The 26,243-nt window shown below is 50.7% G+C and carries 25 protein-coding genes; 7 read left to right on the top strand and 18 right to left on the bottom strand.

Going from position 1 to position 26,243, the window contains the following annotated elements:
* Window positions 1-524 precede the first annotated feature (524 nt).
* The 7 genes from PsW74_RS27295 to ffh form a co-directional block, all read right to left on the bottom strand.
* On the bottom strand, window positions 525-851 hold the full coding sequence (locus PsW74_RS27295) for a hypothetical protein (RefSeq protein ID WP_063286209.1): 327 nt from the start codon (window positions 849-851) through the stop codon (window positions 525-527).
* 706 nt (window positions 852-1,557) lie between these two features.
* Window positions 1,558-2,019 (bottom strand): 50S ribosomal protein L19, encoded by a 462-nt coding sequence (rplS, locus tag PsW74_RS27285; RefSeq protein WP_063286463.1) that lies wholly within the window; start codon window positions 2,017-2,019, stop codon window positions 1,558-1,560.
* A gap of 203 nt (window positions 2,020-2,222) precedes the next feature.
* Window positions 2,223-2,927, bottom strand: a complete 705-nt coding sequence (trmD, locus tag PsW74_RS27280) for a tRNA (guanosine(37)-N1)-methyltransferase TrmD (protein WP_057463234.1) — start codon at window positions 2,925-2,927, stop codon at window positions 2,223-2,225.
* Window positions 2,928-3,037: 110 nt separating this feature from the next.
* On the bottom strand, window positions 3,038-3,601 hold the full coding sequence (gene rimM, locus PsW74_RS27275) for a ribosome maturation factor RimM (RefSeq protein ID WP_063286211.1): 564 nt from the start codon (window positions 3,599-3,601) through the stop codon (window positions 3,038-3,040).
* 36 nt (window positions 3,602-3,637) lie between these two features.
* Window positions 3,638-4,030, bottom strand: a complete 393-nt coding sequence (gene rpsP / locus PsW74_RS27270) for a 30S ribosomal protein S16 (protein WP_063286212.1) — start codon at window positions 4,028-4,030, stop codon at window positions 3,638-3,640.
* A gap of 21 nt (window positions 4,031-4,051) precedes the next feature.
* Window positions 4,052-4,360 carry a chorismate mutase gene (locus tag PsW74_RS27265; protein ID WP_075698472.1) on the bottom strand — a complete coding sequence of 103 codons (309 nt, stop codon included), beginning with the start codon at window positions 4,358-4,360 and terminating at the stop codon, window positions 4,052-4,054.
* 9 nt (window positions 4,361-4,369) lie between these two features.
* Window positions 4,370-5,926 (bottom strand): signal recognition particle protein, encoded by a 1,557-nt coding sequence (gene ffh / locus PsW74_RS27260; protein WP_063286213.1) that lies wholly within the window; start codon window positions 5,924-5,926, stop codon window positions 4,370-4,372.
* 386 nt (window positions 5,927-6,312) lie between these two features.
* Between ffh and PsW74_RS27255 the strand changes: the two genes are divergently transcribed.
* Together PsW74_RS27255 and PsW74_RS27250 are read left to right on the top strand one after the other, a co-directional pair.
* On the top strand, window positions 6,313-7,311 hold the full coding sequence (locus PsW74_RS27255; RefSeq protein ID WP_063286214.1) for an alpha/beta fold hydrolase: 999 nt from the start codon (window positions 6,313-6,315) through the stop codon (window positions 7,309-7,311).
* A gap of 141 nt (window positions 7,312-7,452) precedes the next feature.
* Window positions 7,453-8,373 (top strand): alpha/beta fold hydrolase, encoded by a 921-nt coding sequence (locus PsW74_RS27250; RefSeq protein WP_208988186.1) that lies wholly within the window; start codon window positions 7,453-7,455, stop codon window positions 8,371-8,373.
* A gap of 62 nt (window positions 8,374-8,435) precedes the next feature.
* Here the strand turns inward: PsW74_RS27250 and PsW74_RS27245 are convergent, their stop codons facing one another.
* Window positions 8,436-9,113, bottom strand: a complete 678-nt coding sequence (locus PsW74_RS27245) for a YggS family pyridoxal phosphate-dependent enzyme (protein WP_063286216.1) — start codon at window positions 9,111-9,113, stop codon at window positions 8,436-8,438.
* Between the two features lie 212 nt (window positions 9,114-9,325).
* Here PsW74_RS27245 and leuS point away from each other — a divergent pair, with 212 nt between their 5' ends.
* The 4 genes from leuS (at window position 9,326) to PsW74_RS27225 (ending at window position 14,023) form a co-directional block, all read left to right on the top strand.
* Entirely contained in the window at window positions 9,326-11,938 is a 2,613-nt protein-coding gene (gene leuS / locus PsW74_RS27240) for a leucine--tRNA ligase (RefSeq protein WP_063286217.1), read from the top strand.
* Complete coding sequence (gene lptE / locus PsW74_RS27235) at window positions 11,925-12,536, top strand: LPS assembly lipoprotein LptE (RefSeq protein ID WP_057463224.1); 612 nt, start codon at window positions 11,925-11,927, stop codon at window positions 12,534-12,536. The genes leuS and lptE overlap by 14 nt, the downstream gene beginning before the upstream one ends.
* 7 nt (window positions 12,537-12,543) lie before the next feature.
* Complete coding sequence (holA, locus tag PsW74_RS27230) at window positions 12,544-13,584, top strand: DNA polymerase III subunit delta (RefSeq protein ID WP_063286218.1); 1,041 nt, start codon at window positions 12,544-12,546, stop codon at window positions 13,582-13,584.
* A 76-nt stretch (window positions 13,585-13,660) separates the two neighbouring features.
* On the top strand, window positions 13,661-14,023 hold the full coding sequence (locus tag PsW74_RS27225) for a hypothetical protein (RefSeq protein WP_063286219.1): 363 nt from the start codon (window positions 13,661-13,663) through the stop codon (window positions 14,021-14,023).
* 98 nt (window positions 14,024-14,121) lie between these two features.
* On the opposite strand, the gene PsW74_RS27220 is transcribed toward PsW74_RS27225, so the two are convergent.
* The 5 genes from PsW74_RS27220 to mnmE form a co-directional block, all read right to left on the bottom strand.
* Complete coding sequence (locus PsW74_RS27220) at window positions 14,122-15,021, bottom strand: ParB/RepB/Spo0J family partition protein (RefSeq protein ID WP_057463221.1); 900 nt, start codon at window positions 15,019-15,021, stop codon at window positions 14,122-14,124.
* Between the two features lie 107 nt (window positions 15,022-15,128).
* Window positions 15,129-15,956: a ParA family protein gene (locus tag PsW74_RS27215; protein WP_063286220.1), complete on the bottom strand. Its 828-nt coding sequence runs from the start codon at window positions 15,954-15,956 to the stop codon at window positions 15,129-15,131.
* 11 nt (window positions 15,957-15,967) lie between these two features.
* Window positions 15,968-16,588: a 16S rRNA (guanine(527)-N(7))-methyltransferase RsmG gene (gene rsmG / locus PsW74_RS27210; protein ID WP_063286464.1), complete on the bottom strand. Its 621-nt coding sequence runs from the start codon at window positions 16,586-16,588 to the stop codon at window positions 15,968-15,970.
* A 46-nt stretch (window positions 16,589-16,634) separates the two neighbouring features.
* The gene (gene mnmG, locus PsW74_RS27205) at window positions 16,635-18,518 is read right to left on the bottom strand and encodes a tRNA uridine-5-carboxymethylaminomethyl(34) synthesis enzyme MnmG (protein WP_063286221.1); all 1,884 of its coding nucleotides are present in this window, start codon (window positions 18,516-18,518) and stop codon (window positions 16,635-16,637) included.
* A gap of 286 nt (window positions 18,519-18,804) precedes the next feature.
* Window positions 18,805-20,154 (bottom strand): tRNA uridine-5-carboxymethylaminomethyl(34) synthesis GTPase MnmE, encoded by a 1,350-nt coding sequence (mnmE, locus tag PsW74_RS27200; RefSeq protein ID WP_063286222.1) that lies wholly within the window; start codon window positions 20,152-20,154, stop codon window positions 18,805-18,807.
* Between the two features lie 95 nt (window positions 20,155-20,249).
* Between mnmE and PsW74_RS27195 the strand changes: the two genes are divergently transcribed.
* The gene (locus PsW74_RS27195; RefSeq protein WP_063286223.1) at window positions 20,250-22,256 is read left to right on the top strand and encodes a thioredoxin domain-containing protein; all 2,007 of its coding nucleotides are present in this window, start codon (window positions 20,250-20,252) and stop codon (window positions 22,254-22,256) included.
* A 135-nt stretch (window positions 22,257-22,391) separates the two neighbouring features.
* Here PsW74_RS27195 and PsW74_RS27190 read toward each other — a convergent pair whose 3' ends face one another.
* The 5 genes from PsW74_RS27190 to hemJ form a co-directional block, all read right to left on the bottom strand.
* Complete coding sequence (locus PsW74_RS27190; protein ID WP_063286224.1) at window positions 22,392-22,982, bottom strand: GNAT family N-acetyltransferase; 591 nt, start codon at window positions 22,980-22,982, stop codon at window positions 22,392-22,394.
* On the bottom strand, window positions 22,975-23,565 hold the full coding sequence (locus PsW74_RS27185) for a GNAT family N-acetyltransferase (RefSeq protein ID WP_063286225.1): 591 nt from the start codon (window positions 23,563-23,565) through the stop codon (window positions 22,975-22,977). Before PsW74_RS27185 ends, PsW74_RS27190 begins: the two co-directional genes overlap by 8 nt.
* A complete protein-coding gene (locus PsW74_RS27180) occupies window positions 23,558-24,148 on the bottom strand; it encodes a GNAT family N-acetyltransferase (protein ID WP_063286226.1) in 591 nt (196 codons plus the stop codon). The genes PsW74_RS27185 and PsW74_RS27180 overlap by 8 nt, the downstream gene beginning before the upstream one ends.
* Before the next feature lie 125 nt (window positions 24,149-24,273).
* A complete protein-coding gene (gene rho / locus PsW74_RS27175; protein ID WP_057463213.1) occupies window positions 24,274-25,539 on the bottom strand; it encodes a transcription termination factor Rho in 1,266 nt (421 codons plus the stop codon).
* Window positions 25,540-25,806: 267 nt separating this feature from the next.
* Entirely contained in the window at window positions 25,807-26,235 is a 429-nt protein-coding gene (hemJ, locus tag PsW74_RS27170; RefSeq protein ID WP_063286227.1) for a protoporphyrinogen oxidase HemJ, read from the bottom strand.
* Window positions 26,236-26,243: the final 8 nt, after the last annotated feature.

The following is a 26,243-nucleotide window of genomic DNA, read 5'->3' as shown; positions in this document are numbered from 1 at the left end:
AAACTGACGGTCGCTCCGCCAGCAGCCCGTTACGTAGGCATAGGTTCAGAGTATGGGAGGAATTCAGAAGGGGGATAAGTTTTTCTGCAACACCCCACCCACCGGTGTCTTCCCGGCCCCCGAGCCGGGATCCATAACCCCTTGCCTCAATCTTCCACTGAGGCGCTCAATCAATCTCTAACACGGGGAGTATGGGTCCCGGGTCTCCGCTATGCTCCGCCCGGGATGACAGTGGGGGAAACCAATTGGCTAAAGAGTAAGCCCACTTATCTGCGGGCAGATGATGAGCATCAGCCGAAAACTACGCCGACCACCTTCTCTTCACGCAATTCACCCATCGCCGTCCTCCCGGACAAGCAATGCGCAGATCCGGGAGCCAGAGCCACACCCACAATCGCTTCCACTCAAACGCACGAAGATGCTGGCCTGCGGGCACAATTCGCCCGGCCGCAGACCAGCAGGACACTCATGAAGGGCTGTGCAAGGGTAGTTGAGGCAGCCCTTGGAGTGCCGTTCACAGTGATCTAATCAAGAGACACCTTATCGGTATTGACCAGTGTTGGAGAGGCGACGCTGCGTGTCGCGTGACCGGAAAACCCTTTAGGGAAGGATCTGCCGGACAACGCATCGGTTAAAATTCCGCAGGTCTTATCAAGTGCCTCTAGGCGGTCAGATAATGCATGGTGCAAAGTGAAGAGAACGTCACGCTCACTGCTGTTCTTCATCCGCTCGCTCAGCACCAAATGCTGCATGTAAGCAAGGTTCTGAAGATCAGAAACAGCAAAGTTCACGTCATCAATTTCATTCTGAAGAGTATTTGTGGCGCCACAGGCGCATGCAGAGTCGTCCATATTCAAAGCCTTCTTTTCTGGCTGTTGAAGTTCCGCACGACAATGAGCTTGTGACGGCCCGCTGGCGAGCGGGAGGTTCACAACCTGGAAAAGACAGGCGAGTTTATTCCCTCCCGAAAGAGGTGTTGTATTCACCGCCCTCCCGCTCATAGCAAAGGGTTTGCGCCCTCAGAAAAAAGGCACAAAAAATCCGCTAGTTGACGGGAGCGGTTACCGCTTTTCAGAGGTTGTGAAGCCTCACATATGAATGTGGAATGGAACGCACCACCTGTCAACGAAAAGTTGCAGGATGATAAGAAGGTGTTGCTGCAAGGATACGCTGGTGAGACCCCACCACCGTCATCCAGCACAAGCGTAGCGCGATGCGGCCACCATCAACTGTTCAGGTTTGGTAAGACATGCGAGGCGGGGTCTGACCGCGTCACGATCTAAAGCCGTGCTCGGCTCTGATCTGGGACCCAACGACCTCCGCCTCGCTACCATTCAAGCACAAAACAAACACACAGGGATCCAGTTGAATGGCAAAAGCAAAAAGACAAGCAAGCAGCTATAAATTCGGGATCTTCGCTTAGGATGACACCGAGGGCGCTGCTATGCCTGAAGCCAACCAAACCGCAGAACCTGCAAAAAACCCGAGCATGAACACAAAAAACCCCGCTGATTTCTCAGCGGGGTTTTAGAAACCATAGAGGCCGAAGAGTAAATCTTACTCTGCAGAACCTTTAGCTTCAGCAGCTTTTTCAGCAGCTTTTGCAGCTTTTGCAGCATTAGCAGCCGCACGAGCTTCTTCGTTAAGGCGCTTTGCGCGTACGTTGGTAGCTTCAACGATACGTGCGGACTTACCGCGACGCTCACGCAGGTAGTAAAGTTTCGCACGACGGACTTTACCGCGGCGAATGATTTCCACGCCTTCAAGCATTGGGCTGAAGATTGGGAATACACGCTCTACACCTTCGCCGTAAGAAATCTTACGAACGGTGAAGCTTTCGTTGATGCCGCCGCCGGAGCGTGCGATGCATACGCCTTCGTAGGCCTGCACACGAGTACGAGTACCTTCGGTAACGCGTACGAGAACACGTAGCGTATCACCTGGAGAGAACTCAGGAAGCGTACGCTTCTCTTCGATGCGAGCCATTTCTTCGGCGTCGAGCTGCTCAATGATATTCATGGCAGTTTCTTCCATTTTAAATATTGGTCAGAGCGTCCCTCAGTGGTCAAGCCACCGGGACGTGTTCACCAAACCTTGGCATTATGCCGGGAAGTGAAGTGGAACTAGGACCCTAGCGGCAAACGCCAGACAGAATCCACTCCAGTCGGCGCGGGTTTAGCCGATTTTTGAAGGTTTGTCATGAAAAAAGTGTAGAAAACCCGCTATCCACGGCTATTTTCTAGGTAATCCTTCCAAAGATCTGGTCGTCTTTCTTGAGTAATCTTTTCAGACATCTCAAGGCGCCACTGATCAATCAGTTTATGATTACCACTTTTAAGAATAGATGGGACTTCCTGTCCTTCAAACTCTACTGGGCGCGTATAATGTGGGTGCTCCAGTAAGCCATTCTCAAAGCTTTCAGATTCACCGCTCTCTTTGTTTCCCATAACACCGGGAAGAAGACGGACAATACTATCCAAAACCACATGAGCAGCAACTTCTCCTCCTGAGAGAATGTAGTCGCCAATAGACACTTCCTCGAGCTGACGTCCTTCTATGACGCGCTCATCAACACCTTCAAAACGACCACAGACGATAATCACACCCGGTCCATCAGCCAGTTCACGAGCCTTTGCCTGCGTAAATGGCTTACCGCGCGGGCTCATGAGCAACCGTGGACGTGTATCCTCATCCTCAGTCACATCATCGATAGCTTTGCCAAGAATATCAGGACGCAGAACCATGCCAGCACCACCGCCAGCAGGCGTATCATCAACAGAGCGATGCTTATCAGTCGCGTAATCGCGAATGTTGTTCGCTGTAAGAGACCAATCCCCGCGTTCCAACGCGCGTCCAGACATGCTCATTGCCAGATTTCCCGGAAACATTTCAGGGTACAGCGTCAAGATGGATGCACGAAAGGCCATAGGATACCCGTTGCTTAAGTAAGGTCAGTCTCTGGAATGTATTTTGATGCACAAACTGCAAAAATCACGCTGATGATCTCAGCAATGTCTGCATCTGATAATGCGAAAAATCAGCCTGCTTCTGGCTTAGAGCCATCTTCGGGTTCTTTTTCACCTTCATCATAAAAGCCTTCGGGAGCATGGACCTCCACATATCCCTCTTTGAGGTCAATGGTAGGAACAACAGCTTTTGTGAATGGGAACATAAGAGAATTGCCGCTCTTCGGGGCAACTTCAATCAAATCACCTGCGCCAAAGTTCAAAAGAGCCAACACAGTTCCAATTGCCTCACCCTTCTCATCAATGGCTTTCAGGCCAATGAGATCAGCGTGATAGAACTCGTCTTCGTCTTCCGTTTCAGGCAGTTTTTCGCGAGCAATATAAAGCTTCATCCCATTGAGGACTTCTGCTTCATTGCGGGTATTCACGCCCTCAAACTTGGTAACCACCACAGTTTTTTGAATGCGAGCCTTCTTAACTTTAAATTTGCGGCTACCGTCAGCATTTTCGAGCTTACCGTAATCGCCAAAAGAAAGCGGGTCATCACCAAATGGTTTGACCCGCACTTCTCCACGTATGCCGTGAGCAGCCCCGATCTGAGCCATTAGAATGCGGTCTTCAGGCTTGTTTGCCATTGCCGGCGTCTCCTTCTCAGATCGGGTATGCTTATATTATTCGGAAGCTGCTGGTGCTTCTGCAGCTGCTTCTTCAGCAGCAGCTTTTGCTTCAGCTTCTGCAGCCAGCTTCTCGTCAAGACGCTCTTGAGCTTTCTTGCCGAGTTTAGCTTTATTTGGGTTGTTGCGTGGCTCACGCTTCATCAGGCCAGCAGCGTCCAGGAAGCGGAGAACGCGGTCAGTAGGCTGTGCGCCATGACCAAGCCAATGCTTGACGCGCTCTTCGTTCAGCTCAACGCGGTTGTCAGCATCTTTAGGAAGCATTGGGTTGTAACGACCAACGATTTCGATGAAACGACCGTCGCGTGGGGAGCGAACGTCTGCAATTACGATACGGTAGAAAGGACGCTTTTTAGTGCCACCGCGTGCGAGGCGAATTTTAGTAGCCATTGTTTATTTACTCCTAGGTATTCAGTCTGTGCTGTGTTCAGCAGCAATAGCTTCATGATGCCGAATGACTTCCTTCACGATGAAGTTCAGGAACTTTTCAGCAAAGTCAGGATCAAGATTGGCCTCGGCCGCGAGACGGCGCAGACGCTCAATCTGAAGTTTTTCACGGGCCGGGTCAGCCGGTGGAAGACCATGGGTAGCTTTCAGCTCCCCAACAGCCTGTGTGCAACGAAATCGTTCAGCCAACATATGCACCAGAGCAGCGTCAATGTTGTCGATGCTGGAGCGAAGTCCACCAAGGATCACCTTGGCTTCTTCAGTTTTGTCGATCTCGCTCAATTACTTTTTCCCCTTGCCGAGCCCTGGCAAACCAGATGCTCCACCAAGACCGGGCAATTTAGGGCCGCCAGCTCCTGGCAATCCCCCGGGAAGCCCACCACCCGGTAATCCTTTAGGCAATTCCATGCCGCCCGGCAGCTGACCGGATTTGGCCATCTGCTCAAGCGCTTTAGGGTCGATGTTCGGCATTCCGCCGCCCATGCCTGGCATACCGCCACCCATAGCGCCCATCATCTTGCCGAGCATGCCCTTGCCTTTGCCCTTACCCATGGCCTTCATCATATCGGCCATCTGGCGGTGCATTTTCAAAAGCTTATTAACTTCAGCAACCTGAACACCAGAGCCTGCAGCAATACGCTTTTTGCGACTTGCTTTAAGCAGTTCAGGCTTGGCACGCTCTTTCTTGGTCATAGAGGAGATGATCGCCATCTGGCGCTTGAACATGTTCTCATCAAGGTTGGCGGAAGCAAGCTGCTTCTTCATTTTGCCAACACCCGGAAGCATGCCCATCATGCCGGACATTCCACCCATCTTTTCCATCTGCTTCAGCTGTTCAGAAAGATCGTTCAGGTCAAAGTGACCCTTCTGCATCTTCCGAGCCATCTCTGCGGCTTTTTCCGCATCAATCGCTTCAGCAGCCTTTTCAACGAGCGAAACAATGTCGCCCATTCCAAGAATGCGATCAGCAATACGCTTTGGATGGAAATCTTCGAGCTCATCAGATTTTTCACCGGTACCAATCAGCTTGATCGGCTTGCCGGTAACAGCACGCATGGAAAGCGCCGCACCACCGCGGCCATCACCATCCATACGGGTGAGCATGATACCTGTGATCGCGCAACGCTCATCAAAGCTCTTCGCCAGATTAACAGCGTCCTGACCAGTCAGAGCATCAGCAACGAGCAGAACTTCATGCGGGTTGGACGCAGCTTTAATCTGCTCCATCTCAATCATGAGAGGCTCGTCAATATGGCCACGACCCGCTGTATCGAGCATGACCACGTCATAACCGCCAAGCTTCGCTGCATTCAGCGCACGCTTTGCGATATCAACTGGCTGCTGCCCTTCAATGATAGGAAGCGTGTCAATCTCGTTCTGTTCACCCAGAACTTTCAGCTGCTCCTGCGCTGCCGGACGGCGCGTATCAAGAGAAGCCATCAAAACTTTGCGCTTATCGCGCTGTGTCAGGCGACGTGCAATCTTGCCGGTTGCAGTGGTTTTACCCGCACCCTGCAGACCAACCATCATGATGCAAACCGGAGCCGGCGCATTCAGGTCGATCGGATGAGATTCCTCACCGAGCATCTCAATAAGCTGGTCATGCACGATCTTAACGACCATCTGACCCGGCTTAATGGACTTAACAACCTCAGCACCAACAGCGCGGTGTTTCACCTTGTCGACAAAAGAACGCACGATCGGCAGCGCCACATCAGCCTCAATGAGCGCGCGGCGAACTTCGCGCAGCGCTTCATTAACATCGGATTCAGAAAGCGCACCGCGTTTTGTGAGCTTATCTAGAATGCCGCCTAGGCGATCTGACAGATTATCGAACATGTCGTTCCTTTAAAATCTCGTTTCTGCACAAACACCTGAAGAAAACCAACTGGTGCCGTACACTCGTTCCTAGTGAATTTGGTGTCACCAAGCCAAAATTGCCACGGCAAATCGATTGCACATAGCAAAAAATCACCCGAGGGCGCAACGCGCTGTCGGGTGTTGACTTCTGGGATCTCTTTACACCTTTTCGGGTCCCAGTCAGTGGCTCCGGTCTTCACATAGAAGGAGTTAGGTCGGGTATCTACGAGAATACAGGTGCCGAGTCAAGCAAAACCGCCATTTGTTGGAGATTGTATAAGCTTGGATAAAAAGGAAAACTCAAAGATGCACTAGGTTTCCTGCCAAGCTGACTCACTATCAGCAAAAAAAGAGGCGATTTAACGATGCTCTTCCGAAAGAACTATCTGTTTTTGCTGTCTCTTATTGTGCTGATCATCGGCTTCCTGCTCTACTGGACCAACACCTATGTGTCTCCCTCTATCACATTCAACCCAAGTGACATTGGCGAAGACCCTGAAGAATACATCGCACGGGTAGAAAGCCGCTTTACAGACATTAAGCCCGGTCTCGAAAAGCAAATCATCTGGCAAAACCCCGACACCAAAGCCAAAACCGAATTTTCCGTCGTCTACATGCACGGCTTTTCTGCCAGTAAAGATGAAATCAGACCCGTTCCCGATCTCGTCGCCAGCTCCATTCAGGCCAACCTCTATTACACACGGCTTCCCGGTCACGCCCGTACACCTGCTGCTATGGGAGAACCGAATGTCGATGACTACTTCAATGCTTTGGCAGAAGCGCTCACAATCGGGAAAGCCATCGGCAACAAAGTCATCGTTATCAGCACGTCATTTGGAGGTTCTTTGACAGCATGGATGGATCTGACTGATCATTCTCTAAAGGAGGACGTGGAAGCAATCGTCCTCATCTCTCCCGTTTTTGAACTGGCCGCTGCAGGAACCTCCCTGCTCACATATCCGCTTGCAGAGTACTACACCCCAATCATCGTGGGCCGTTATCGGGTCGCTGATCCGAATGCCAACTTTGAGGAGATCTACGCGTGGACCAACGCCTATCCGGCAACCGCCTTACTTCCACTTGCTGAAACGGTCAAACTCGTGGGCAGCCTGGATGCAGCAAATGCGACCATCCCAACCATGTTCATCTACGATATCCGTGACGAAACCTCAGATGAGCACACCACAGCGAAGTTCTTCGATAACTGGAGCGCACCAAAGCACCGCCTCCTCATAACCGAGTCCGCAGGCAATCATCACGTCATCGCAGGCGACATCATCAACCCGGAAAACAACCTCCTCGTCTCCAACGGTATCATCGAGTGGCTTGGCTCCAGAGGCGTACCCACTGTCTACTCTCAATAAAACTTCCTGATGCTCTGATTTGATATTTCAACCCAAGCTGGAATAAGCTGGTGCCGCTAAGGAACAAAGGCACCCCATATGCTCTTTCGATATTTTATTTTTGTAGTACTGATTTTACTCGTAGGAGGCACAATTGCCTTCATGACAGGCCCAAGAGAACCACGCGATACAGAGATCACCTTCAAACCCGAAATTATGGGTGATGATCTCGAAGTGTATCTTTCAGAGAGTGAGGCCAAGTTTCAGGATATTCGTTCTGACACGGCCAAAGAGATCATCTGGTTCAATGGTGAGAAGAACAGCAAAACACCTCTTTCAATCATTTACGTTCACGGCTTTTCCGCCAGCAAACATGAGATCCGCCCTGTACCGGACCGCGTTGCAAATGAGATCGGCGCCAATCTTTTCTTCACCCGCCTGACTGGCCATGGCCGCTCGGGTGAAGCGATGGCAGAAGCCTCATTGAACGACTGGGTCAACGACCTCGCTGAAGCGGTAGAAATTGGCCGGCGTATTGGTGAGAAGACAATCATCATGTCCACCTCAACCGGTGGCTCACTTGCAGCTTGGCTCGCCATGCAGGACCACCCACTGAAAGATGATGTGGCCGCAATGGTGTTTGTCTCACCAAACTTCGGTGTCAAAGCAGCAGGCGGCTTCCTGCTCGATATGCCGTTCGCAAGACACTATGTCCCTCTGATCATTGGCAAAACCCGCTCATCTTCCAAGGCACCATCTAAAGAAGAGCAAATGGGCTGGACCATCAGCTACCCAAGTGTAGCCCTCCTCCCAATGGCAACCACAATCTCAGTTTTGCAGGAACAAGACCCGGCAAACGCAAGCGTACCTGCCCTCTTCATCTACAGCGAAAAGGATGAAACCATCGACGCAGCACTCACCAATGTCGCCTATGACAAATGGGGCGCACCAAAACAGCGCCTGCTTATCGAAAGCTCAGGTGACGACAACAACCACGTCATCGCAGGCGACATCATCAGCCCACAAAACAACGACCTCGTGGTCTCCACCACAGTCCAATGGCTGAGCGATCAACTACTTTAATACAAACGAAAAACGGGCGAGAAATCCCTCGCCCGTTCAAAATTCAAGATTTTCAGTGATGCTTACTGCGAATAATCGCGCGCACCAAATACCGCAGAACCGACACGCACATGTGTTGCGCCGTGTTGAACAGCAATTGGGTAATCAGAAGACATTCCCATGGAGAGCTTTTCCAGACCGTTCCGCTTTGCGATTTTCTCAAGCAACGCGAAATGCATGCCCGGTGCTTCGTCAACTGGCGGAATGCACATCAGGCCTTCAATCTCCAGCCCATACTCATCACGACACTTCGCGATAAACGCATCTGCTTCCTTTGGAGGAATACCAGCCTTCTGGTCTTCTTCCCCGGTATTAACCTGAATGAACAGCTTTGGCGCTTTGCCTTGCTTATCCATCTCAACTTTCAGCGCTTTAGCAATCTTATCCCGGTCCACAGTGTGGATCACGTCAAAGGTCTGAATAGCTTCTTTCGCTTTGTTAGACTGAAGCGGGCCGATCAGATGCAACTCAACACCTTCAAACTCCTCACGAAGCCCAGGCCATTTGCCCATCGCTTCCTGAACCCGGTTTTCACCAAACACACGCTGTCCAGCTTCTAAAACCGGCTTAATCTCTGAAGCTTCGAATGTTTTTGAGACTGCAATCAACGTTACAGAGCCGTTCAGACGTTCAACATCCGTCTCAGCTTTTCCGATGTTTTCCTTAACCTCTTTAAGGCGAAGTGCAGCAGCGTCACTCATTCCTAACTCCAGCGAAAAATCCATATTGGAGACATGAAATGCGCTCCCTAAGGTCTAAATGCAAGAGTAGTTGCACTTCATTGAGAAATTTCTGACAAATCTTCTTGGTTTTTCCTCTGTCTACCGCTTGACCAAGCTGGCAATTTCTGGTGACAGTCCGAGCAAACCTAATTTGCTTGATCAGGGCAAAAATCAAACACACGGCGGAATAAATGGCTACGGATAGGTATAATGCACGCGCAACGGAAGCGCGCTGGCAAAAAGTATGGGACGAAAAGAACGTCTTCGAGACGGACAACGATGATCCGCGCGAAAAATACTACGTACTAGAGATGTTCCCTTACCCATCCGGTCGTCTACACATGGGGCACGTGCGCAACTACTCCATGGGTGACGTGGTTGCACGCTTCAAACGTGCACGCGGCTACAACGTTTTGCACCCGATGGGTTGGGATGCATTCGGCATGCCTGCGGAAAACGCGGCAGCTGAAAAGAAGGTACACCCAAAGGGCTGGACCTACGACAACATTGCTGCAATGCGCGGTCAGCTGAAAACAATCGGCCTGTCGTTTGACTGGAGCCGTGAATTCGCAACCTGCGATGAAAGTTATTACGCACAGCAACAGGCCCTGTTCCTGGACTTTCTGGAAGCTGGCTTGGTTTACCGCAAAAACGCGAAGGTAAACTGGGATCCGGTCGACATGACCGTTCTGGCAAACGAACAGGTGATCGACGGCAAAGGCTGGCGCTCTGGCGCAGAAGTTGAGCAGAAAGACCTGACCCAGTGGTTCTTCAAGATCTCTGATCATTCCGAAGAGTTGTTGGAAGCAATCGACACTCTGACTGAATGGCCTGAAAAAGTTCGTCTCATGCAGAAGAACTGGATCGGAAAATCGGTTGGTCTGAAGGTCAATTTCGAGTTCACCGAAACAGCTCCAACCGGTGATGAGACTCTGGAGATCTTCACGACCCGTCCAGACACGCTGTACGGCGCGTCCTTCATGGGCCTGTCACCAGATCATCCGATCACGCAGAAACTGGCTGAAGACAACACAGAACTGCAGGAGTTCATTGCTGAATGTCGCCGTATCGGCACGACAGCTGAAGCAATCGAAACCGCAGAAAAGCTTGGCTTCGACACTGGCCTGCGCGTCAAACACCCACTGAACCCATCCTGGGAACTGCCAGTATATGTGGCAAACTTCATCCTGATGGATTACGGCACGGGCGCTATTTTCGCATGTCCTGCGCACGACCAGCGCGACCTGGACTTCGCTCACAAGTACAAGCTGCCAGTCAAAGCAGTTGTGCTGCCAGAAGGTGAAGACCCGGCCACATTCGACGTTGGCACCGAAGCTTACACCGGCGAAGGCTCCATCTTTAATTCCGAGTTCATGGACGGCATGTCCATCGAGGATGCGAAGAATGCTGTTTCTGACAAGCTGGAAGCGCAAGAAGCCAAAGGCAAACAGCAGGCGCACCGCGAGACCAACTACCGTCTGCGCGACTGGGGTATCTCCCGTCAGCGCTACTGGGGTTGTCCGATCCCTGTCATCCACTGTGATGATTGTGGTGTTCAGCCCGCGCCAAAAGAAAGCCTGCCAATCGTTCTGCCGGAAGATGTCACTTTCGACCGTCCGGGCAACCCGCTGGATCGTCATCCAACATGGCGCAACGTGAAATGCCCATGCTGTGGCAAGGATGCTCAGCGTGAAACCGATACCATGGACACCTTCGTGGATTCCTCCTGGTACTTCGCACGCTTCACTGATCCGAAGAACAGCAATCCGACCGATCCAAAGGTTGCTTCTGAGTGGCTGCCTGTTGATCAGTACATCGGTGGTATCGAGCACGCGATCCTGCACCTGCTCTACTCCCGCTTTTTTGCACGCGCCATGCAGATCACCAAACATCTGGATGTGAAAGAGCCATTCAAAGGCCTCTTCACACAGGGCATGGTGAACCATGAGACCTATAAAGACCCTGATGGAAAATGGGTAACACCAGCTGAGATCAACATCATCAGCACCGAAGGCGACAGAAAAGCGGTTCACGCAGAAACCGGCGCTCCAGTCACCATTGGTTCCATCGAGAAGATGTCCAAGTCGAAGAAGAACGTTGTTGACCCAACCGACATCATCGACACCTACGGCGCTGATACAGCACGTCTCTTCGTTCTGTCTGACAGCCCGCCAGAGCGCGACATCATCTGGACTGAAGATGGCGTAATCGGTGCATGGCGCCACGTGCAACGCGTATGGCGTATCATTGGTGAAGTCTCAGAAAAGACCGAAGCCAACATCGCAAGACCTGCTGAGTTCAGTGATGAAGCAACAGCCCTGCGCCGTGCTTCTCATAAAACTCTGGCTGCCATCACAAAAGACTTTGATGGCCTTGGCTTCAACCGTGCTGTTGCCCGTCTTTATGAGTTCACCAACGCGATCAGCAAGGCGCTTCAATCAGACCTGTCCAAACCGGATATGGCATATGCTCTGCGCGAAGCAACTGGCTTCCTCCTGCAGCTCATGGAACCAATCACACCTCACCTTTCTGAGGAATGCTGGTCCATGCTCGGCAATGAAGGACTGGTATCCACATCAAACTGGCCAGTTGTCCAAGAGGATCTGCTGGTAGAAAACACCATTACGCTTCCGATTCAAATCAATGGGAAGAAAAAAGGTGAGCTTTCTGTAGCAAGAGACTCTTCCAAAGAGCAGGTAGAAGAAGCTACTCTAGCACATGAGGCTGTTCAGAAAGCTCTGGATGGCAAGGCCCCACGTAAAATCATCGTGGTACCTCAGAGGATTGTAAATGTCGTTGTTTGATCGCCCTGCTAAATCAGGTCGCCCTTCCCGCCGGGTTCTACTCGGCGGGGCAACAATTGTTGCGGGTGCCCTTCTTCTTTCTGGCTGCCAGTTCCGTCCGCTCTATGGCGTTAGCCCAACGCTGTTAGGCGATGGCTCGGAGCAGACTCAGACCGTCCAGGCTCAAATGGCGGCAATTTCCATGAAGTTCCCAAGCTATGGGGATTCAGGGTCTATCAAGCGTATCAATCAGGTTCTGCGCAATCAGCTGATTTTCGCGTTCACACGTGGTGGTGATGCTCTGCCGCCAAAGTATCGTTTGGAAATCCTGACAGACAAGCGCCGTGCTGAAGTGGGTGTTGAGCAGCTGGCCGACGTGCCAACCGCTTACAACATCACCGTCAACACCAGCTTCGTTCTGGCAGATATCCAGACAGATCGTACGCTCTACACTGGCCGCTCCTTTGCCTCTGCATCCTTTGACTTTTCCAGTCAGCGCTTTGCAAACCTGAGAGCAGAACGAGATGCAGAAGACCGTGCTACCAAGGTTGTCGCTGCCGACATCAACACCCGCATAGCAAGCTTCTTTGCAACTCATCCTGTAGAGCCTGTAGAATAGGACCACTATGGTAGCCCTCAAAGCTGCTGAAATTGACCGGTACATCGCCAACCCGCCAGACTCCGTAAACCTCATTCTTGTTTATGGACCAGACACCGGGTTGGTGAATGAGCGAGCGCAAGCACTCATCTCCAAAGCAGCCTCCGAGAATGATGATCCGTTCTCCCAAGTCAAACTGGATGCTGCTGATATCGCTGCAGACCCAAGCAGATTGATTGATGAGGCACTGACTATTCCCCTCTTTGGTGGCCGTCGCACAATCTGGGTCCGCGAAAACGGCACCAAAAGCGTGCTGCCAGCCGTCGAACCGCTTCTCAAAAACAACGACTTTTCTGCCTTCATCGTGATTGAGGCCGGAGACCTGAAGAAGACAGCAGGCCTGCGCAAGAAGATTGAAGCCAGCAAAACCGCTGTCGCCATCCCCTGCTTTGCAGATACGGCCCGCGATGTAGATCGTCTGATTGATGAAGAAACCCAGTCAGCAAACCTGCAAATCAGCAAAGAAGCCCGTATGGCGCTTCACACACTGCTTGGCGCTGACCGCATTGCAAGCCGCGGAGAACTCAAGAAGTTGTGTCTCTACGCGATGAATGACAATCGCATTGAGGTCCATCATGTCGAAGAGATCATCGGCGATGCTTCTGCCTTCGCTATGGATGAACTAATCGATGCTGCTGCTTTGGGTGACACGATCACATTGGACCACGGCCTGGAGCGCCTCTCAGCCTCAGGGACGGACGTTGGCGTGATAGCCTCTCAAGCCCTTAGACACTTCCAAATGCTTCACCTGTGCCGCTTAAAAGCCAATCAACGCATTGCTGTAGAAGATGTTATTGGCGGCGTCCGCCCTCCGATCTTCTGGAAGCGTCGCTCGAAGATTGTCAGACAGGTTGAGATCTGGAATGAAGACTTTCTGGAACGCGCTCTGACCCGTCTCAACGACGCTGTCAAAGAGGCCCGCTTCAACGCCAATCTCTCAACTGCGATTGTGTCTCATACCCTTCTGGCAATTGCTCAGGTAGCTAAAGCCTCAAACAGACGACGATAAACACGCGGAAGGTGGGTCGCCACCTTCCTCACAAACAACAACAATATTCGCACAAAGCGAAATCACAGGCACTCCTATGTCTCACTCACTCATCCACTGGATCAGGCTGAAGTTCGCTCAACATGAACTTTGGGCAATTAACTTCGCGCTCCTGCGCCCCCAATTGTCGCTTTTTGGAGCAGCATCATTGTGGGCCTGGATTTTCCCGCCATTGCTCAGCTTTGGTGTCTTGATCGGCTACCTCATGCAGAACTACGCGGTACTGGGATCAGTCATAAATCTGATCATAGGCCTGCCCGCACTAATCCTCTTGGCTTATTGGGTTTTCCGTTGGTACTTCATTTGCCTGGGTTTGATGTTCGGCCGTCGCAATATGGCTGAGAAAAAGAGAGCAGAAGTCAGTGCACGCATCGAAAAACTGCTTCCAGTCGTAGGCTAAGTCTGCTGGTCAAAAAAATCATTTCTTTTCCGAATTTAAAAAGGCCGCGCCTCAGTTAAGAGACGCGGCCTTTTCTAAAATTCCGATAGCAGAAACAATCAGTTCTGAATGCCCAGCAAGCGGCAGACTTCGTCCAGTTGCTCTACATTCTTGTACTTGATCTTAAGCTCACCAGTGCCTTTATCAGTCTTGTGAGCAATAGCCACCTTAAGACCCAGACCATCGGCCAGACGCTTCTCTAAAGCGCGTGTATCCGCATCCTTTTCAGGCTTCGGAGCAGCTTCTTTCTTCTGGAACAAGTCCGGGTTCTGAGCCAGACGCTCTGCATCACGAACTGTGAGCCCCTTCTCCACGATCAGCTCAGCCAAAGCCGCAGGATCTTCTGCAGTGATCAATGCACGTGCATGACCAGCAGTGAGAAGCCCTTCTGCAAGATAGTCCTTCACAGAGTTTGGCAGTTTCAGCAAACGCAGTGTGTTGGCCACATGGCTCCGGCTCTTACCGATAACCTTAGAGAGCTCAACCTGGCTGTAGGAAAATTCTTCGATCAGCTGATCATAACCCAACGCCTCTTCAATCGGGTTCAGGTCTGCACGCTGAACATTCTCGATGATCGCAAGTTCCAGCGCTTCCTGATCTGTCACCTCACGGATGACAACAGGTGCATCATGCAAACCAGCCTTTTGAGCTGCACGCCAACGACGTTCACCAGCAATGATCTCGAAATGACCCGGCTTATTCGGACGAGGACGCACCAGAATTGGCTGCACAATCCCCTTCTGACGAACGGATTCGGTCAGGTTATTCAGATCATCTTCTACAAATGATTTGCGTGGGTTACGTGGGTTTGGCTGAAGGTACTCAATCGGCACCTTCCGCACATCACGGTTACGTTCTGGAGTGGAGACAGCTGGCTCTGAGTTTACGTCACCCAACAGCGTTGCAAGGCCGCGCCCTAGTCGCTTATTGGTACGCCCTGCTTCCTCAGTTTTCGCCATTTCAATTCCACCTATCTACATTCTAGGAGCTCGGGAGTCAGCAGCCCCTTCCCGCACGCTCTGCGGGTCAAATAACAAATCTCTTTAAAGTAGAAGCGGCAGCCAGATCAGGCAGCCGCCATCCGCATGTCACGCTCTCGCTGAATAATTTCGGAAGCGAGTCGTAAATAAGCCTGCGAACCGGAACACTTCAAATCATAAAGCAAAGCAGGCTTGCCATAAGATGGAGCCTCGGAAACACGTACGTTCCGTGGAATCACAGTCTCATAGACTGCATCACCCATCGTCTCACGCACATCCTGTACAACCTGGCTGGAGAGATTGTTACGGCTGTCATACATGGTCAACACAATACCATGAATGCTCAGCTCTGAATTCAGAGACTGCTTCACCTGCTCAACGGTGCTAAGCAGCTGGCTTAGACCTTCCAGAGCAAAAAACTCGCACTGCAACGGTACAAGAATGCTGTGAGATGCCGATAAGGCATTGATAGTCAAGAGGTTTAACGACGGCGGACAGTCCACTAAAATATATGAATACCCTTGTGCCCTACCCATCTCAGCTGCCTGCGCCATACCTGAAATTGCATTCCGTAATCGGAACGTCCGGTCAGGTGCAGAAGAAATCTCCAACTCAACACCGAGCAAATCCATCGTTGATGGAGCAATCCATAAACGCGGAACAGCGGTTTCCAGAACAGTTTGCTCCAGCGTCGAATCTCCGCTCAAAACATCATAGGTAGAATATTCACGATCGACGCGATCAATCCCTAACCCTGTCGACGCATTGCCTTGCGGATCCAGGTCAATAATCAGGACGCGTTCGCCAATTGCGGCAAGCGCTGTGCCAAGATTAATGGCTGTTGTCGTCTTGCCTACGCCACCCTTCTGGTTGGCGATAGTCAATACACGTGGAGATTGCGGCAGTAAGCTCATCCGACAGCACCCTAGTTAGCGGTTTTCGGGTCAATTTTAGATAGAACCAAAACGCGACTTAGCGGATCTACTAGACTTACTTTTTCTACCAGATCAATTGACCAATCGGCAGATGCTTCTTCAATTTCGCGGCGAAAATCTTGACCTTTGTGGAAAACAGCAGTCGCGCCACGCTGTACAAATTGCGAAGAAAACCCGCAGAGAACCTGTAAAGAAGCTAGTGCACGCGCCGAAACACCCTCAATCGGAGCCTGCCAGTCTTTCGTAACGGCTTCGATTCTACCGGCATGTACTTTGACGTTACAGCCAGTCTCGCGTGCCACAGTCCGAAGGAAAGCTGCTTTGCGCTGGTTGCTTTCAACCATATGCACAATGCCCTCTTCCCCTTCCTGCCTCAGCAACATCGCAGTCACCAATCCAGGGAAACCTGCACCGCTTCCGAAATCAATCCAGGAACGTGCATCCGGCAAACTACGCTGAATCTGTATAGAATCGGCCACATGCCGCATCCAGATATCGTTCATCGTAGATGGTGCGATCAGATTCTGTGCAGGTTGCCACTTGAGAACGAGGTCCACATAGATACTTAGGCGTTCAAACGTTTCACGTGAAACATCTTCATACATACGCATGACAGGTGTAATCTGGCTGTAATCAGCCCTTTTTTCGAATGACATACTAAACAGCACCAGCAATGTTTTTGCCTGAGCGGCGAATATACGCAAGCAGCAAAGTCAGCGCCGCTGGGGTAATCCCATCCATGCGCGATGCTTGCCCGATGGTTGAAGGGCGCAAAGCTTCAAGCTTCTGGCGCACCTCGTTGGAAAGTCCGGTCAGTGAGGTATAGTCAATCCGCTCAGGAATAACCAAGTCCTCATCCCGTTTCAAAGCGGCGATATCAGCGGCCTGACGTTCCAGATAGACGGCATACATCGCATCTATAGAAACTTGTTCGGCACATTTGATATCGACATCCTTCATCTCATCAAAGATCTCAATGAGGTCTTCAAGAGTGATATTTGGATAGGCCAACAAATCAAAGACAGAGCGCTTCACACCATCCTGATTGATCGGCAAGCCATGCTTACGCCCCTCGTTGGGTGTAATTTTGACGGACTGTATCAAATCCTTGGTTTTCCGCAGTTTTTCCATCTTCGTTTCGAAAGCGACTCGACGCGTATCACCAATACATCCCCACTCAAGACCAAGTGGTGTGAGGCGCTGGTCCGCATTGTCTGCACGTAGTGTGAGACGATACTCAGCGCGGGATGTGAACATGCGATACGGCTCAGAAACGCCTCGTGTGATGAGATCATCCACCATCACGCCAATGTACCCGTCAGCACGTCCAACCGTCACTGCAGCGCCGTCTTGAGACGTTCTGGCAGCATTCAAGCCCGCCAACAGACCTTGAGCGCCAGCCTCTTCATAACCGGTCGTACCGTTGATCTGACCCGCGAGGTAAAGGCCCTTCTGCTTCTTCACCTCAAGCGTGTTTGTCAGTTCAGTCGGGTCGATGTGATCGTACTCAATCGCATAAGCCGGTTTGAAGTACTCAACCTTCTCCAAACCCGGAATGGTGCGCAGAAACTGGATCTGAACATCCTCAGGAAGCGAGGTCGAAATACCATTCGGATAGACCGTCGGGTCATCCAGCCCTTCAGGCTCAAGGAAGATCTGATGACCATCGCGATCACCAAAGCGAACAATCTTATCTTCGATAGACGGACAATACCGAGGCCCCCTGCCCTGGATCTCGCCCGAATACATCGCTGAACGTTTAATGTTGTCGCGAATGATCTGATGCGTCTCTGGGGTCGTACGTGTGATGTAACACGGCACCTGACGGATCTGGATTTTGTCGGTCAGTGTAGAAAATGGAATAGGCTCTTCATCACCTGGCTGCTGCTGAAGGATATCCCAATTGATCGTGCGCCCATCCAGACGTGCCGGAGTGCCTGTCTTCAAACGACCAAGACGCAGACCAATCTCTTCCAAAGATACAGACAAACCAAGCGCTGGCGCTTCACCGTCACGCCCCGCAGGAATTTGCTTATCGCCGATATGGATCAGACCACGCAGGAACGTGCCGGTCGTTATCACAACCGCCTTAGCCGAAACCCGACGACCATCACCAAGCACGACGCCTTTGAGGATATCACCCTCACGGATCAGCGTGTCAGCTTCACCTTCCACCACATCGAGATTATCAATCGCTTTAATCTCAGCCTGCATCGCTTCGCGATAAAGCTTGCGGTCAGCCTGAGAGCGCGGCCCTTGCACAGCTGGCCCTTTGCGACGATTGAGCATACGGAATTGAATACCAGAAGCATCAGCCACCCGGCCCATCAATCCATCCAGCGCATCGATTTCTCGAACCAGATGCCCCTTCCCCAAACCGCCAATAGCTGGGTTACACGACATCACACCAATGGTGTCAAAGCGATGAGTTATAAGCGCTGTATGGGCACCCATGCGCGCAGCTGCAGCCGCGGCTTCACAGCCTGCATGGCCGCCGCCAATCACGACAACGTTAAACTCAAGATCAAAATTATCAGACATTTCGGTCCTGCATTTCGCCCATCTAAAAACAGAGAAAGGACAAGCCACACTCTCTGCGAGCCTCTGGACCATATGAAGGCCGCAGATAAAACTTGGGGGAACTAGAAGGGCAACTACCTATTTTCTTGAAGACTTGATACAACAGGTCACGCGCTGGGTCAAAGAAAACAGCGCAGTGAGTCGCCAATGCCGCAGCATTAGTTATCCACGAGACTCACTAGCTTTTCCCCACTGACTCACGATTCCCAATAAATGTTTCACGTGAAACATGGCACTTCTACATCTTTTATTTACCAACGCAGAAGTCACGGAAGATGACATCGAGCAAGTCTTCAACGTCGATTCGACCTGTGATACGCCCCAGTTGATCAGCTGCTCGTCTCAAATCCTCACCTCTCAATTCAATCGGAAAGCCCTCCGCTTGAATACCGTGGTTCAGATCTTCCACACATTGGGTCAGATGAGAACGATGACGTTCACGAGTGATAAGCGGGTTTTCGATCAATCCGATATTTCGTTCCGCAAACGACTCGAGGCTTGATAGCAGCGCGTTCATGCCACCCTCTTCACGAACGGAGACATTGATCTCTTCTGTCGTTTCGAAGGAGTCATGATCAGCATCAGAACCCAGATCACTCTTGGTATTGAGACGCCAGATCTCTGCACCATTCTTCAGCAAGCTCTCCGGCAACTCTTCAGCAGTCACATTCGGCGCATGTGTCCAGAGAATGAGATCTGCTTTTTCAGCATGAACGAGAGCACGGCGAATGCCCTCTTTCTCAATCATGCCAGCACTCTCACGAATGCCCGCTGTGTCAATCAGCGTGACCGGATAACCACCAAGGTCCAGATGCACCTCGAGCACATCGCGGGTCGTTCCAGCTTCCGGCGTCACGATCGCCACATCACGCTGAGCCAGTTTATTCATCAAGCTGGACTTACCCGCATTCGGTGGACCAAGCAGAACAACCTGCAGGCCAGAGCGCAGACGCTCCCCTCTCCGCGCATCAGAAAGGTGGGCGACAATCTGGTCCCGAAGCTTCGCCAGCTCCACCCAGATTTCATCGGCCACGGAATCTGGAATATCATCTTCATCAGAGAAGTCGAGCTCGGCCTCAATCATCGCACGGCTGCGGATCAGTGTTTCGCGCCACTGCGAATAGAGGTCACCAAGTGCCCCATCCATCTGACGCTGAGCCTGTCGACGTTGCGCATCAGTCTCTGCATCAATCAGATCAGCGAGACCTTCAACCTCAGTCAGGTCAAGTTTGTTATTGTGAAATGCCCGGCGCGTGAACTCGCCCTGTTCAGCTGGTCGTGTCTTTTCAAAGGTGGAAAGTGCGCGTAGCACCGCCGCAACAACAGCTCGCCCGCCATGGCAATGTAGCTCGACAGTGTCTTCACCGGTGAAACTTCCAGGGCCTTCGAACCACAAAATCAGCGCGTGATCCAAAACAGAACCATCTACAGGGTCCCATAATTTCTTAAGGCATGATTCACGTGAAACGGGGAATTTACCCTTAATCAGCTTTCTCAGGATTGGCCCGGACTGTGGACCTGATAAACGGATAACAGCAACGCCTGAAGGAAGTGCGCCGCTAGAAACTGCGTAGATGGTTTCCTGTTGTGTATTCATTCCACGTCCGGTTCTTTAACTGTATGATCTCGTATGAACTGCGTTAAACCTAGCCTTTACGCCAAGCAATACCTTGAACTCAGGATCACCTCTTTATGAGCAGAAATCGCTTAACGAACGCTTCAAGCCCTTACCTTCTTCAACACCAAAATAACCCTGTCCACTGGTGGGAGTGGAGTAAGGAAGCACTGGAAGAAGCGCAAAAAACAAACAAGCCAATTCTGCTGTCTGTTGGCTACTCCGCCTGCCATTGGTGCCACGTTATGGCCCATGAAAGTTTTGAGGATGAAGCAACAGCGGCTCTCATGAATGAGCATTTCGTCAACATCAAGGTAGACCGCGAAGAGCGCCCGGACATTGACCAGATCTATATGCAGGCTCTCCATATGCTTGGTCAACAGGGTGGCTGGCCACTGACCATGTTCCTCACGCCGGAGGGTGATCCATTCTGGGGTGGTACATATTTCCCAAATGAAGCACGACATGGCTCCCCTGCCTTCAAGGATATCCTAACTGCAATTTCACAAAGCTTCATCGCTGACCGCGACACCATCGAGGAGAACCGGCAAGCCATCAGCCAGGCTCTCAACAAACCACCATCAGAGGCCTCCCCTCTATCTGGCTTCCTGATCACCGCTGCCGGCAAGCAACTCTTCAACATGCAGGACGAGGAAGAAGGTGGCATGAAGGGCGCACCAAAGTTCCCTCAGGCCTCCGTTCAGGAACTCATCTTCAGAACTGCCAAGGCGCAAAAAAACACCTTCATGCGTGAGCAGTTTTTGAAAACCACACGAGCGATTTCGCAAGGTGGAATCTATGATCATGTGGGAGGTGGCCTGGCTCGTTACGCAGTCGACTCTATTTGGCTGGTCCCACATTTTGAAAAGATGCTCTACGACAACGCACAATTCATCGAGCACCTGTGCTGGGCTTATCAGGAAACGGGTGATGAACTGTTTCACATCCGAATCCAAGAAATCGTCGATTGGCTAGAGCGTGACATGAAGCTTCCCGAAGGTGGCTTCGCATCTTCCATGGATGCAGACAGTGAAGGAGTTGAAGGCAAGTTCTATGTCTGGACTTATGATGAGTTGAAGAACCTCATCCCAACAGAACACTTCGAACTGTTCTCTAATGTCTACGACGTCACCCCAGATGGAAACTGGGAAGGCAACATCATCCTCAACCGGCGCCACTCCCCTGCTCTTCTGGAAGCAGCTGAAGAGGAAGCCCTGGCAACCTGCAGAGCAATCCTGCTTGAGCACAGAGCGACACGCGTTCCACCTCACAAAGACGACAAGGTGTTAGCAGACTGGAACGCTATGCTCGTCTGTGCACTCGTAAAAGCAAGTTCTCTTGTTTCACGTGAATCTATGCGCACTTCCGCCAAGGAGGCATTTGCGTTCATCACAGAGCATATGTTCCAAGATGGAAAGCTCAGCCATTCCTGGCGACAGGGTCAGCGACTGGAAGTTGGCTTTGCTTCTGACTACGCATGGTGTGCAAGAGCAGCTCTCGCTTTGTACAGATCGGAACCAAATCCGCTTGAGAAGCAGCGCTACCTAGAACAGGCAGAAGAGTTCCTGAAGATTCTGAAGGAGCGTTTTGCACACTCTAATGGCGCTTTTTACATGACGGATAAGGATGCCGACGACCTCATCCTCCGCCCCTATCACGCTTATGATGAAGCAACACCAAACTACAACGCCGTAGCCGCTCTCGCCTTCTCTGAACATTGGATCCTGACAGGTGACACATCTTCCCGTGATGTTGCAGATGGAACTTTGAATGCATTTGCAGCCGATGTTCCAAACAACATCTTCGGCACGGCATCATTACTCACAGCACTCGATACTCGCACCCGATTCAAGAAAGCGCTTGTGGTTTTGGGAACTGGTTCGGACGCGAATCCAATAATGCAGGCTCTGCATTCTCAAGCTGATCCTGCCCTCTATGTAGATGTTATTCCTGCTGGTGAAGCTAAGCCGATGGAGTTGGAAAACTCGTCCTGGAACACGGATGAAACCACTGTCTTCATCTGCTCAGAAAAAGGATGCTCTCTGCCAGCGACAACACCTGAACAGGTGAAAGAGCAGATCTGATCTGCAAATAAATTAAACGCTGACTCACAGTTTCACGTAGGTCAGCGATCATAAATATACTTTTGAAAACATAGGTGATTCACGTGAAACATCACATAATTCACAGATCACCCATGTTCGAGTATTCAATTAAGTTCAGCTCTTGGATACGCTTTCAAAACGATCCTTCGTTAAACGGTAAAGCACATGACGCACCAACGGGTGGTCATCCTCCAACATTTGATGATTAAAATCATCAGATGGATTCCTCGTCATACCCAGCCGTTGCATCAGCTTTTGCGAACGCAAGTTTGTCTCCGTCGTGAAGCTGACGATCTCATCAACCTCAAGAGTTTCGAAACCGAATCCAAGCCAGATACGAGCTGCTTCCTGCGCTATCCCCTTCCCCCAGGCGTCAGGGATAAGCCGCCAACCAATCTCCACACACGGATCAAACGGAAGTGGTTTTGGATAGGTCGGAATGTTCAAACCACAAAAACCAAGAAACCTACCAGAAGCCCGATCCTCAACAACAGGACATGCAAAACCCAAATCAGCCTGCTTAGCCATCATACGCTCAAGCATATGGGCACTCTCATCGCGAGACATCACATCTGGGAAAAACTCCATGACGCGCGGATCTGAGTTCATCTCATCCATACCGTCCAGATCCCGCTCTTCCCACTTCCGCAACACGAGACGCTCGGTCTCAATACGTGGGCACTTATCAATTAATGTCTCAACCATTTTTCCGTTCCAAATATTTCTCTTTAGAAAGGCGGTACAAAACATGCCGCCTCAATGGATGCCCCTCTTCGATCAAAGGGTGATCAAAGTCTGCCGAAGCATCCCTCACCATTCCCAGCCTCTGCATAACTTTCTCAGAACGCTGATTGATAGCAGAAGTGAAACTTACAATCTCGCCCAAACGAAGAGTTTCGAATCCGAATCTAAGCCAGATCCGCGAGGATTCCTGAGCAATCCCCCTCCCCCATGCACCGGGTATAAAACGCCATCCGATCTCCACACACGGGTCGAAGGGCAGCGGTTCTGGGTAGGTCGGTACACCGAGCCCACAAAGCCCTAAGAACCTCCCTGACGCCCGTTCTTCAACAACTGGAGTACCTAACCCATACTTCACCTGCTTCGCCATGAGCCTCTCAAACATCCGCTCACTGTCCTGCCGGGACATCATCGCCGGAAAGAACTCCATCACCTGTGGGTCTGCATTCATCTGAACAAGCCCCTCCAAATCCCGCTCTTCCCACTTCCTCAAAATAAGCCGGTCAGTCTCAATACGTGGACACCGATCAATCGCAATCTCAGCCATTGGTTTGCTCGCGGAACCTATCAGCAGAGAACCGATACAAAACATGTCGGCATAAAGGATGGTCAACCGAAACATTCAGAAAATCAAAGTCCTCAGCAGGATCATGTGTCATGCCAAGCTTTTCCATCACTCTCCGGGACTTGTGATTTTGAACAGCAGTGTAGGCCACAATTTTATTAAGCTGAAGCGTTTCGAATCCGAATCTAAGCCAGAACCTAGCCGCTTCAACAGCAATGCCCTTTCCCCATGTCTCAGGGGTAAGCCGCCAACCAATCTCAACACAGGGCTCACATGGCAAAGGCCCACTGTAGGCAGGAACGTTGAGCCCACAAAAACCGAGAAAGGCACCAGTCTCTTTGTTTTCCACCACGGGAAAACAGAAACCATGCTTTTCTTCCTGCCTCATCATAATATCAAGAAACTGCCGCGCTTCATCTGGCGTATTCAGAGATCGGAAAAACTCCATCACTCTCGGGTCACCATTCATGCGAATGACACCATCCAGATCACGCTCTTCCCACCGACGAAGAACAAGCCTTTCGGTTTCAACACGCGGGCATTTATCCAGCAGCACCTCTTCCATATTCCCCTCCCCTCATTTCGTAATCGAATCCAACTATTAAAAGCGCCAAAAATTGGCTTAAAAAATAAAAAAGCCCCGCTCACCGAATTGGCGAGCGGGGCCGAAAAATTCGGTAGGCAGTAAACCTAGGTATTCATAGAGTCGAAGAAGTCATCATTGGACTTGGTCTGACGCAGCTTGTCGAGCAGGAACTCAACAGCATCAACAGTACCCATCTGGCTGAGAATACGGCGAAGAACGAAAGTCTTCTTGAGCTTATCAGCAGGAACAAGAAGTTCTTCCTTACGAGTACCAGAGCGTTGAATATCAACTGCTGGGAAGACGCGCTTATCAGAGATCTTACGATCAAGGATGATTTCAGAGTTACCAGTACCCTTGAATTCTTCGAAGATAACTTCATCCATACGGCTACCGGTATCAATCAGCGCCGTTGCGATGATGGTCAAAGAACCACCCTCTTCAATGTTACGCGCAGCACCGAAGAAGCGCTTAGGGCGCTGCAGGGCGTTCGCATCAACACCACCGGTCAGAACCTTACCAGAGGAAGGAACAACAGTGTTGTAGGCACGGCCAAGGCGAGTAATGGAATCCAGAAGAATAACAACGTCACGACCATGTTCGGTCAAACGCTTTGCCTTCTCAATAACCATCTCAGCAACCTGAACGTGACGAGTAGCTGGCTCATCAAAGGTTGAAGATACAACTTCACCATCAACTGTACGCTGCATGTCCGTTACTTCTTCCGGACGTTCATCGATCAACAGAACGATGAGGTAACATTCAGGATGATTGGTGGTAATAGATTTCGCAATATTCTGAAGGAATACTGTTTTACCTGTCCGAGGAGGCGCAGTGATCAAAGCACGCTGGCCTTTGCCGAGCGGAGCTACAAGATCAATAATGCGAGAAGAAATATCCTTGGAGGTAGAATTCTCGATTTCAAGATTGAAGCGCTCATCTGGATAAAGCGGTGTCAGGTTATCAAAGTGAACCTTATGTCTCGCTTTTTCAGGGTCTTCAAAGTTGATTTTGTTGACCTTCAGAAGGGCGAAATAACGCTCACCTTCTTTAGGACTACGGATCTGGCCTTCAACAGTATCACCGGTGCGCAGAGAAAAGCGACGGATCTGTGAAGGTGAAACGTAAATATCGTCTGGGCCTGGCAAGTAGTTCGCATCAGGAGAGCGGAGGAATCCAAATCCATCTTGGAGGACCTCTACGACACCTTCGCCGATGATCTCAATATCTTGCTCTGCAAGTCTCTTCAAAATCGCAAACATAAGTTCCTGTTTGCGCATGGTGCTTGCATTTTCAACGTCATGTTCCTCAGCAAAAGCAAGGAGTTCAGTTGCGCTCTTAGTTTTCAGGTCTCTGAGTTTCATTTCCCGCATCAATAGGGATCGTCTTTACTATGGGTTCTGGACTTGATTTAGCTTTAGAAGGATCAAGAACTTTCGAACACAAAACGTTAGGGGGGAATAGCAGCTCATCTAGATACGATATTTATCGACCTTCGAAAATCGCTAGGAGATCAGCGATCACATAAGCTACATCGTGAAGTTGCGGGGACAATAACTAATCGAATTGAATTCGGCAAGTGCTTATTGCCCACTAATTCTCCTAATTTTCCAATATTAAAATTCGAATGTTCGGATCACCTAGGGTTTAAAGATCACTAGGAACACAATTGCAACCATTAATAGTGTCGGTAGTTCATTAATAATTCTAAAGTAGCGCTCACTATTCTTATTTTGATCCTGCGCAAACTTGGTGACATGACGTGAAAGCATCACGTGATATATCGTCATCAGTATAACCAGTGAAAACTTCAGCATAAACCAAAGATCAAAATAAGCATCAAGCAGATAAACCAGCCACAAGCCAAAAATCCAGGTGGCCATCATGGATGGAGCCATAATCGCTTTAAGCAATCGGCGCTCCATGATCTTGAAGGTTTCGCTTTGATCAGAACCGATTTCAGCGGTCGTATGATAAACGAAAAGGCGCGGCAAGTAGAACAATCCCGCCATCCAGGCAATCACAGAAATTATGTGGAGGGACTTCGCCCAGAAATATGCATCATCCATGATCCGCG

Source organism: Pseudovibrio sp. W74 (genome assembly GCF_001623085.1).
GTDB lineage: Bacteria > Pseudomonadota > Alphaproteobacteria > Rhizobiales > Stappiaceae > Pseudovibrio.
Note: the sequence above shows the minus strand (reverse complement) of the source record. Positions and strands in the feature narration are given on the sequence as shown.

Excerpts from the sequence above, each read along its gene's own strand:
- PsW74_RS27295 (WP_063286209.1), bottom strand. The coding sequence starts at position 851 with ATGGACGACTCTGCATGCGCCTGTGGCGCCACAAATACTCTTCAGAAT.
- rplS (WP_063286463.1), bottom strand. The coding sequence starts at position 2,019 with ATGAATATCATTGAGCAGCTCGACGCCGAAGAAATGGCTCGCATCGAA.
- trmD (WP_057463234.1), bottom strand. The coding sequence starts at position 2,927 with ATGGCCTTTCGTGCATCCATCTTGACGCTGTACCCTGAAATGTTTCCG.
- rimM (WP_063286211.1), bottom strand. The coding sequence starts at position 3,601 with ATGGCAAACAAGCCTGAAGACCGCATTCTAATGGCTCAGATCGGGGCT.
- rpsP (WP_063286212.1), bottom strand. The coding sequence starts at position 4,030 with ATGGCTACTAAAATTCGCCTCGCACGCGGTGGCACTAAAAAGCGTCCT.
- ffh (WP_063286213.1), bottom strand. The coding sequence starts at position 5,926 with ATGTTCGATAATCTGTCAGATCGCCTAGGCGGCATTCTAGATAAGCTC.
- PsW74_RS27255 (WP_063286214.1), top strand. The coding sequence starts at position 6,313 with ATGCTCTTCCGAAAGAACTATCTGTTTTTGCTGTCTCTTATTGTGCTG.
- PsW74_RS27250 (WP_208988186.1), top strand. The coding sequence starts at position 7,453 with ATGACAGGCCCAAGAGAACCACGCGATACAGAGATCACCTTCAAACCC.
- PsW74_RS27245 (WP_063286216.1), bottom strand. The coding sequence starts at position 9,113 with ATGAGTGACGCTGCTGCACTTCGCCTTAAAGAGGTTAAGGAAAACATC.
- leuS (WP_063286217.1), top strand. The coding sequence starts at position 9,326 with ATGGCTACGGATAGGTATAATGCACGCGCAACGGAAGCGCGCTGGCAA.
- lptE (WP_057463224.1), top strand. The coding sequence starts at position 11,925 with ATGTCGTTGTTTGATCGCCCTGCTAAATCAGGTCGCCCTTCCCGCCGG.
- holA (WP_063286218.1), top strand. The coding sequence starts at position 12,544 with ATGGTAGCCCTCAAAGCTGCTGAAATTGACCGGTACATCGCCAACCCG.
- PsW74_RS27225 (WP_063286219.1), top strand. The coding sequence starts at position 13,661 with ATGTCTCACTCACTCATCCACTGGATCAGGCTGAAGTTCGCTCAACAT.
- PsW74_RS27220 (WP_057463221.1), bottom strand. The coding sequence starts at position 15,021 with ATGGCGAAAACTGAGGAAGCAGGGCGTACCAATAAGCGACTAGGGCGC.
- PsW74_RS27215 (WP_063286220.1), bottom strand. The coding sequence starts at position 15,956 with ATGAGCTTACTGCCGCAATCTCCACGTGTATTGACTATCGCCAACCAG.
- rsmG (WP_063286464.1), bottom strand. The coding sequence starts at position 16,588 with ATGCGTATGTATGAAGATGTTTCACGTGAAACGTTTGAACGCCTAAGT.
- mnmG (WP_063286221.1), bottom strand. The coding sequence starts at position 18,518 with ATGTCTGATAATTTTGATCTTGAGTTTAACGTTGTCGTGATTGGCGGC.
- mnmE (WP_063286222.1), bottom strand. The coding sequence starts at position 20,154 with ATGAATACACAACAGGAAACCATCTACGCAGTTTCTAGCGGCGCACTT.
- PsW74_RS27195 (WP_063286223.1), top strand. The coding sequence starts at position 20,250 with ATGAGCAGAAATCGCTTAACGAACGCTTCAAGCCCTTACCTTCTTCAA.
- PsW74_RS27190 (WP_063286224.1), bottom strand. The coding sequence starts at position 22,982 with ATGGTTGAGACATTAATTGATAAGTGCCCACGTATTGAGACCGAGCGT.
- PsW74_RS27185 (WP_063286225.1), bottom strand. The coding sequence starts at position 23,565 with ATGGCTGAGATTGCGATTGATCGGTGTCCACGTATTGAGACTGACCGG.
- PsW74_RS27180 (WP_063286226.1), bottom strand. The coding sequence starts at position 24,148 with ATGGAAGAGGTGCTGCTGGATAAATGCCCGCGTGTTGAAACCGAAAGG.
- rho (WP_057463213.1), bottom strand. The coding sequence starts at position 25,539 with ATGCGGGAAATGAAACTCAGAGACCTGAAAACTAAGAGCGCAACTGAA.
- hemJ (WP_063286227.1), bottom strand. The coding sequence starts at position 26,235 with ATGGATGATGCATATTTCTGGGCGAAGTCCCTCCACATAATTTCTGTG.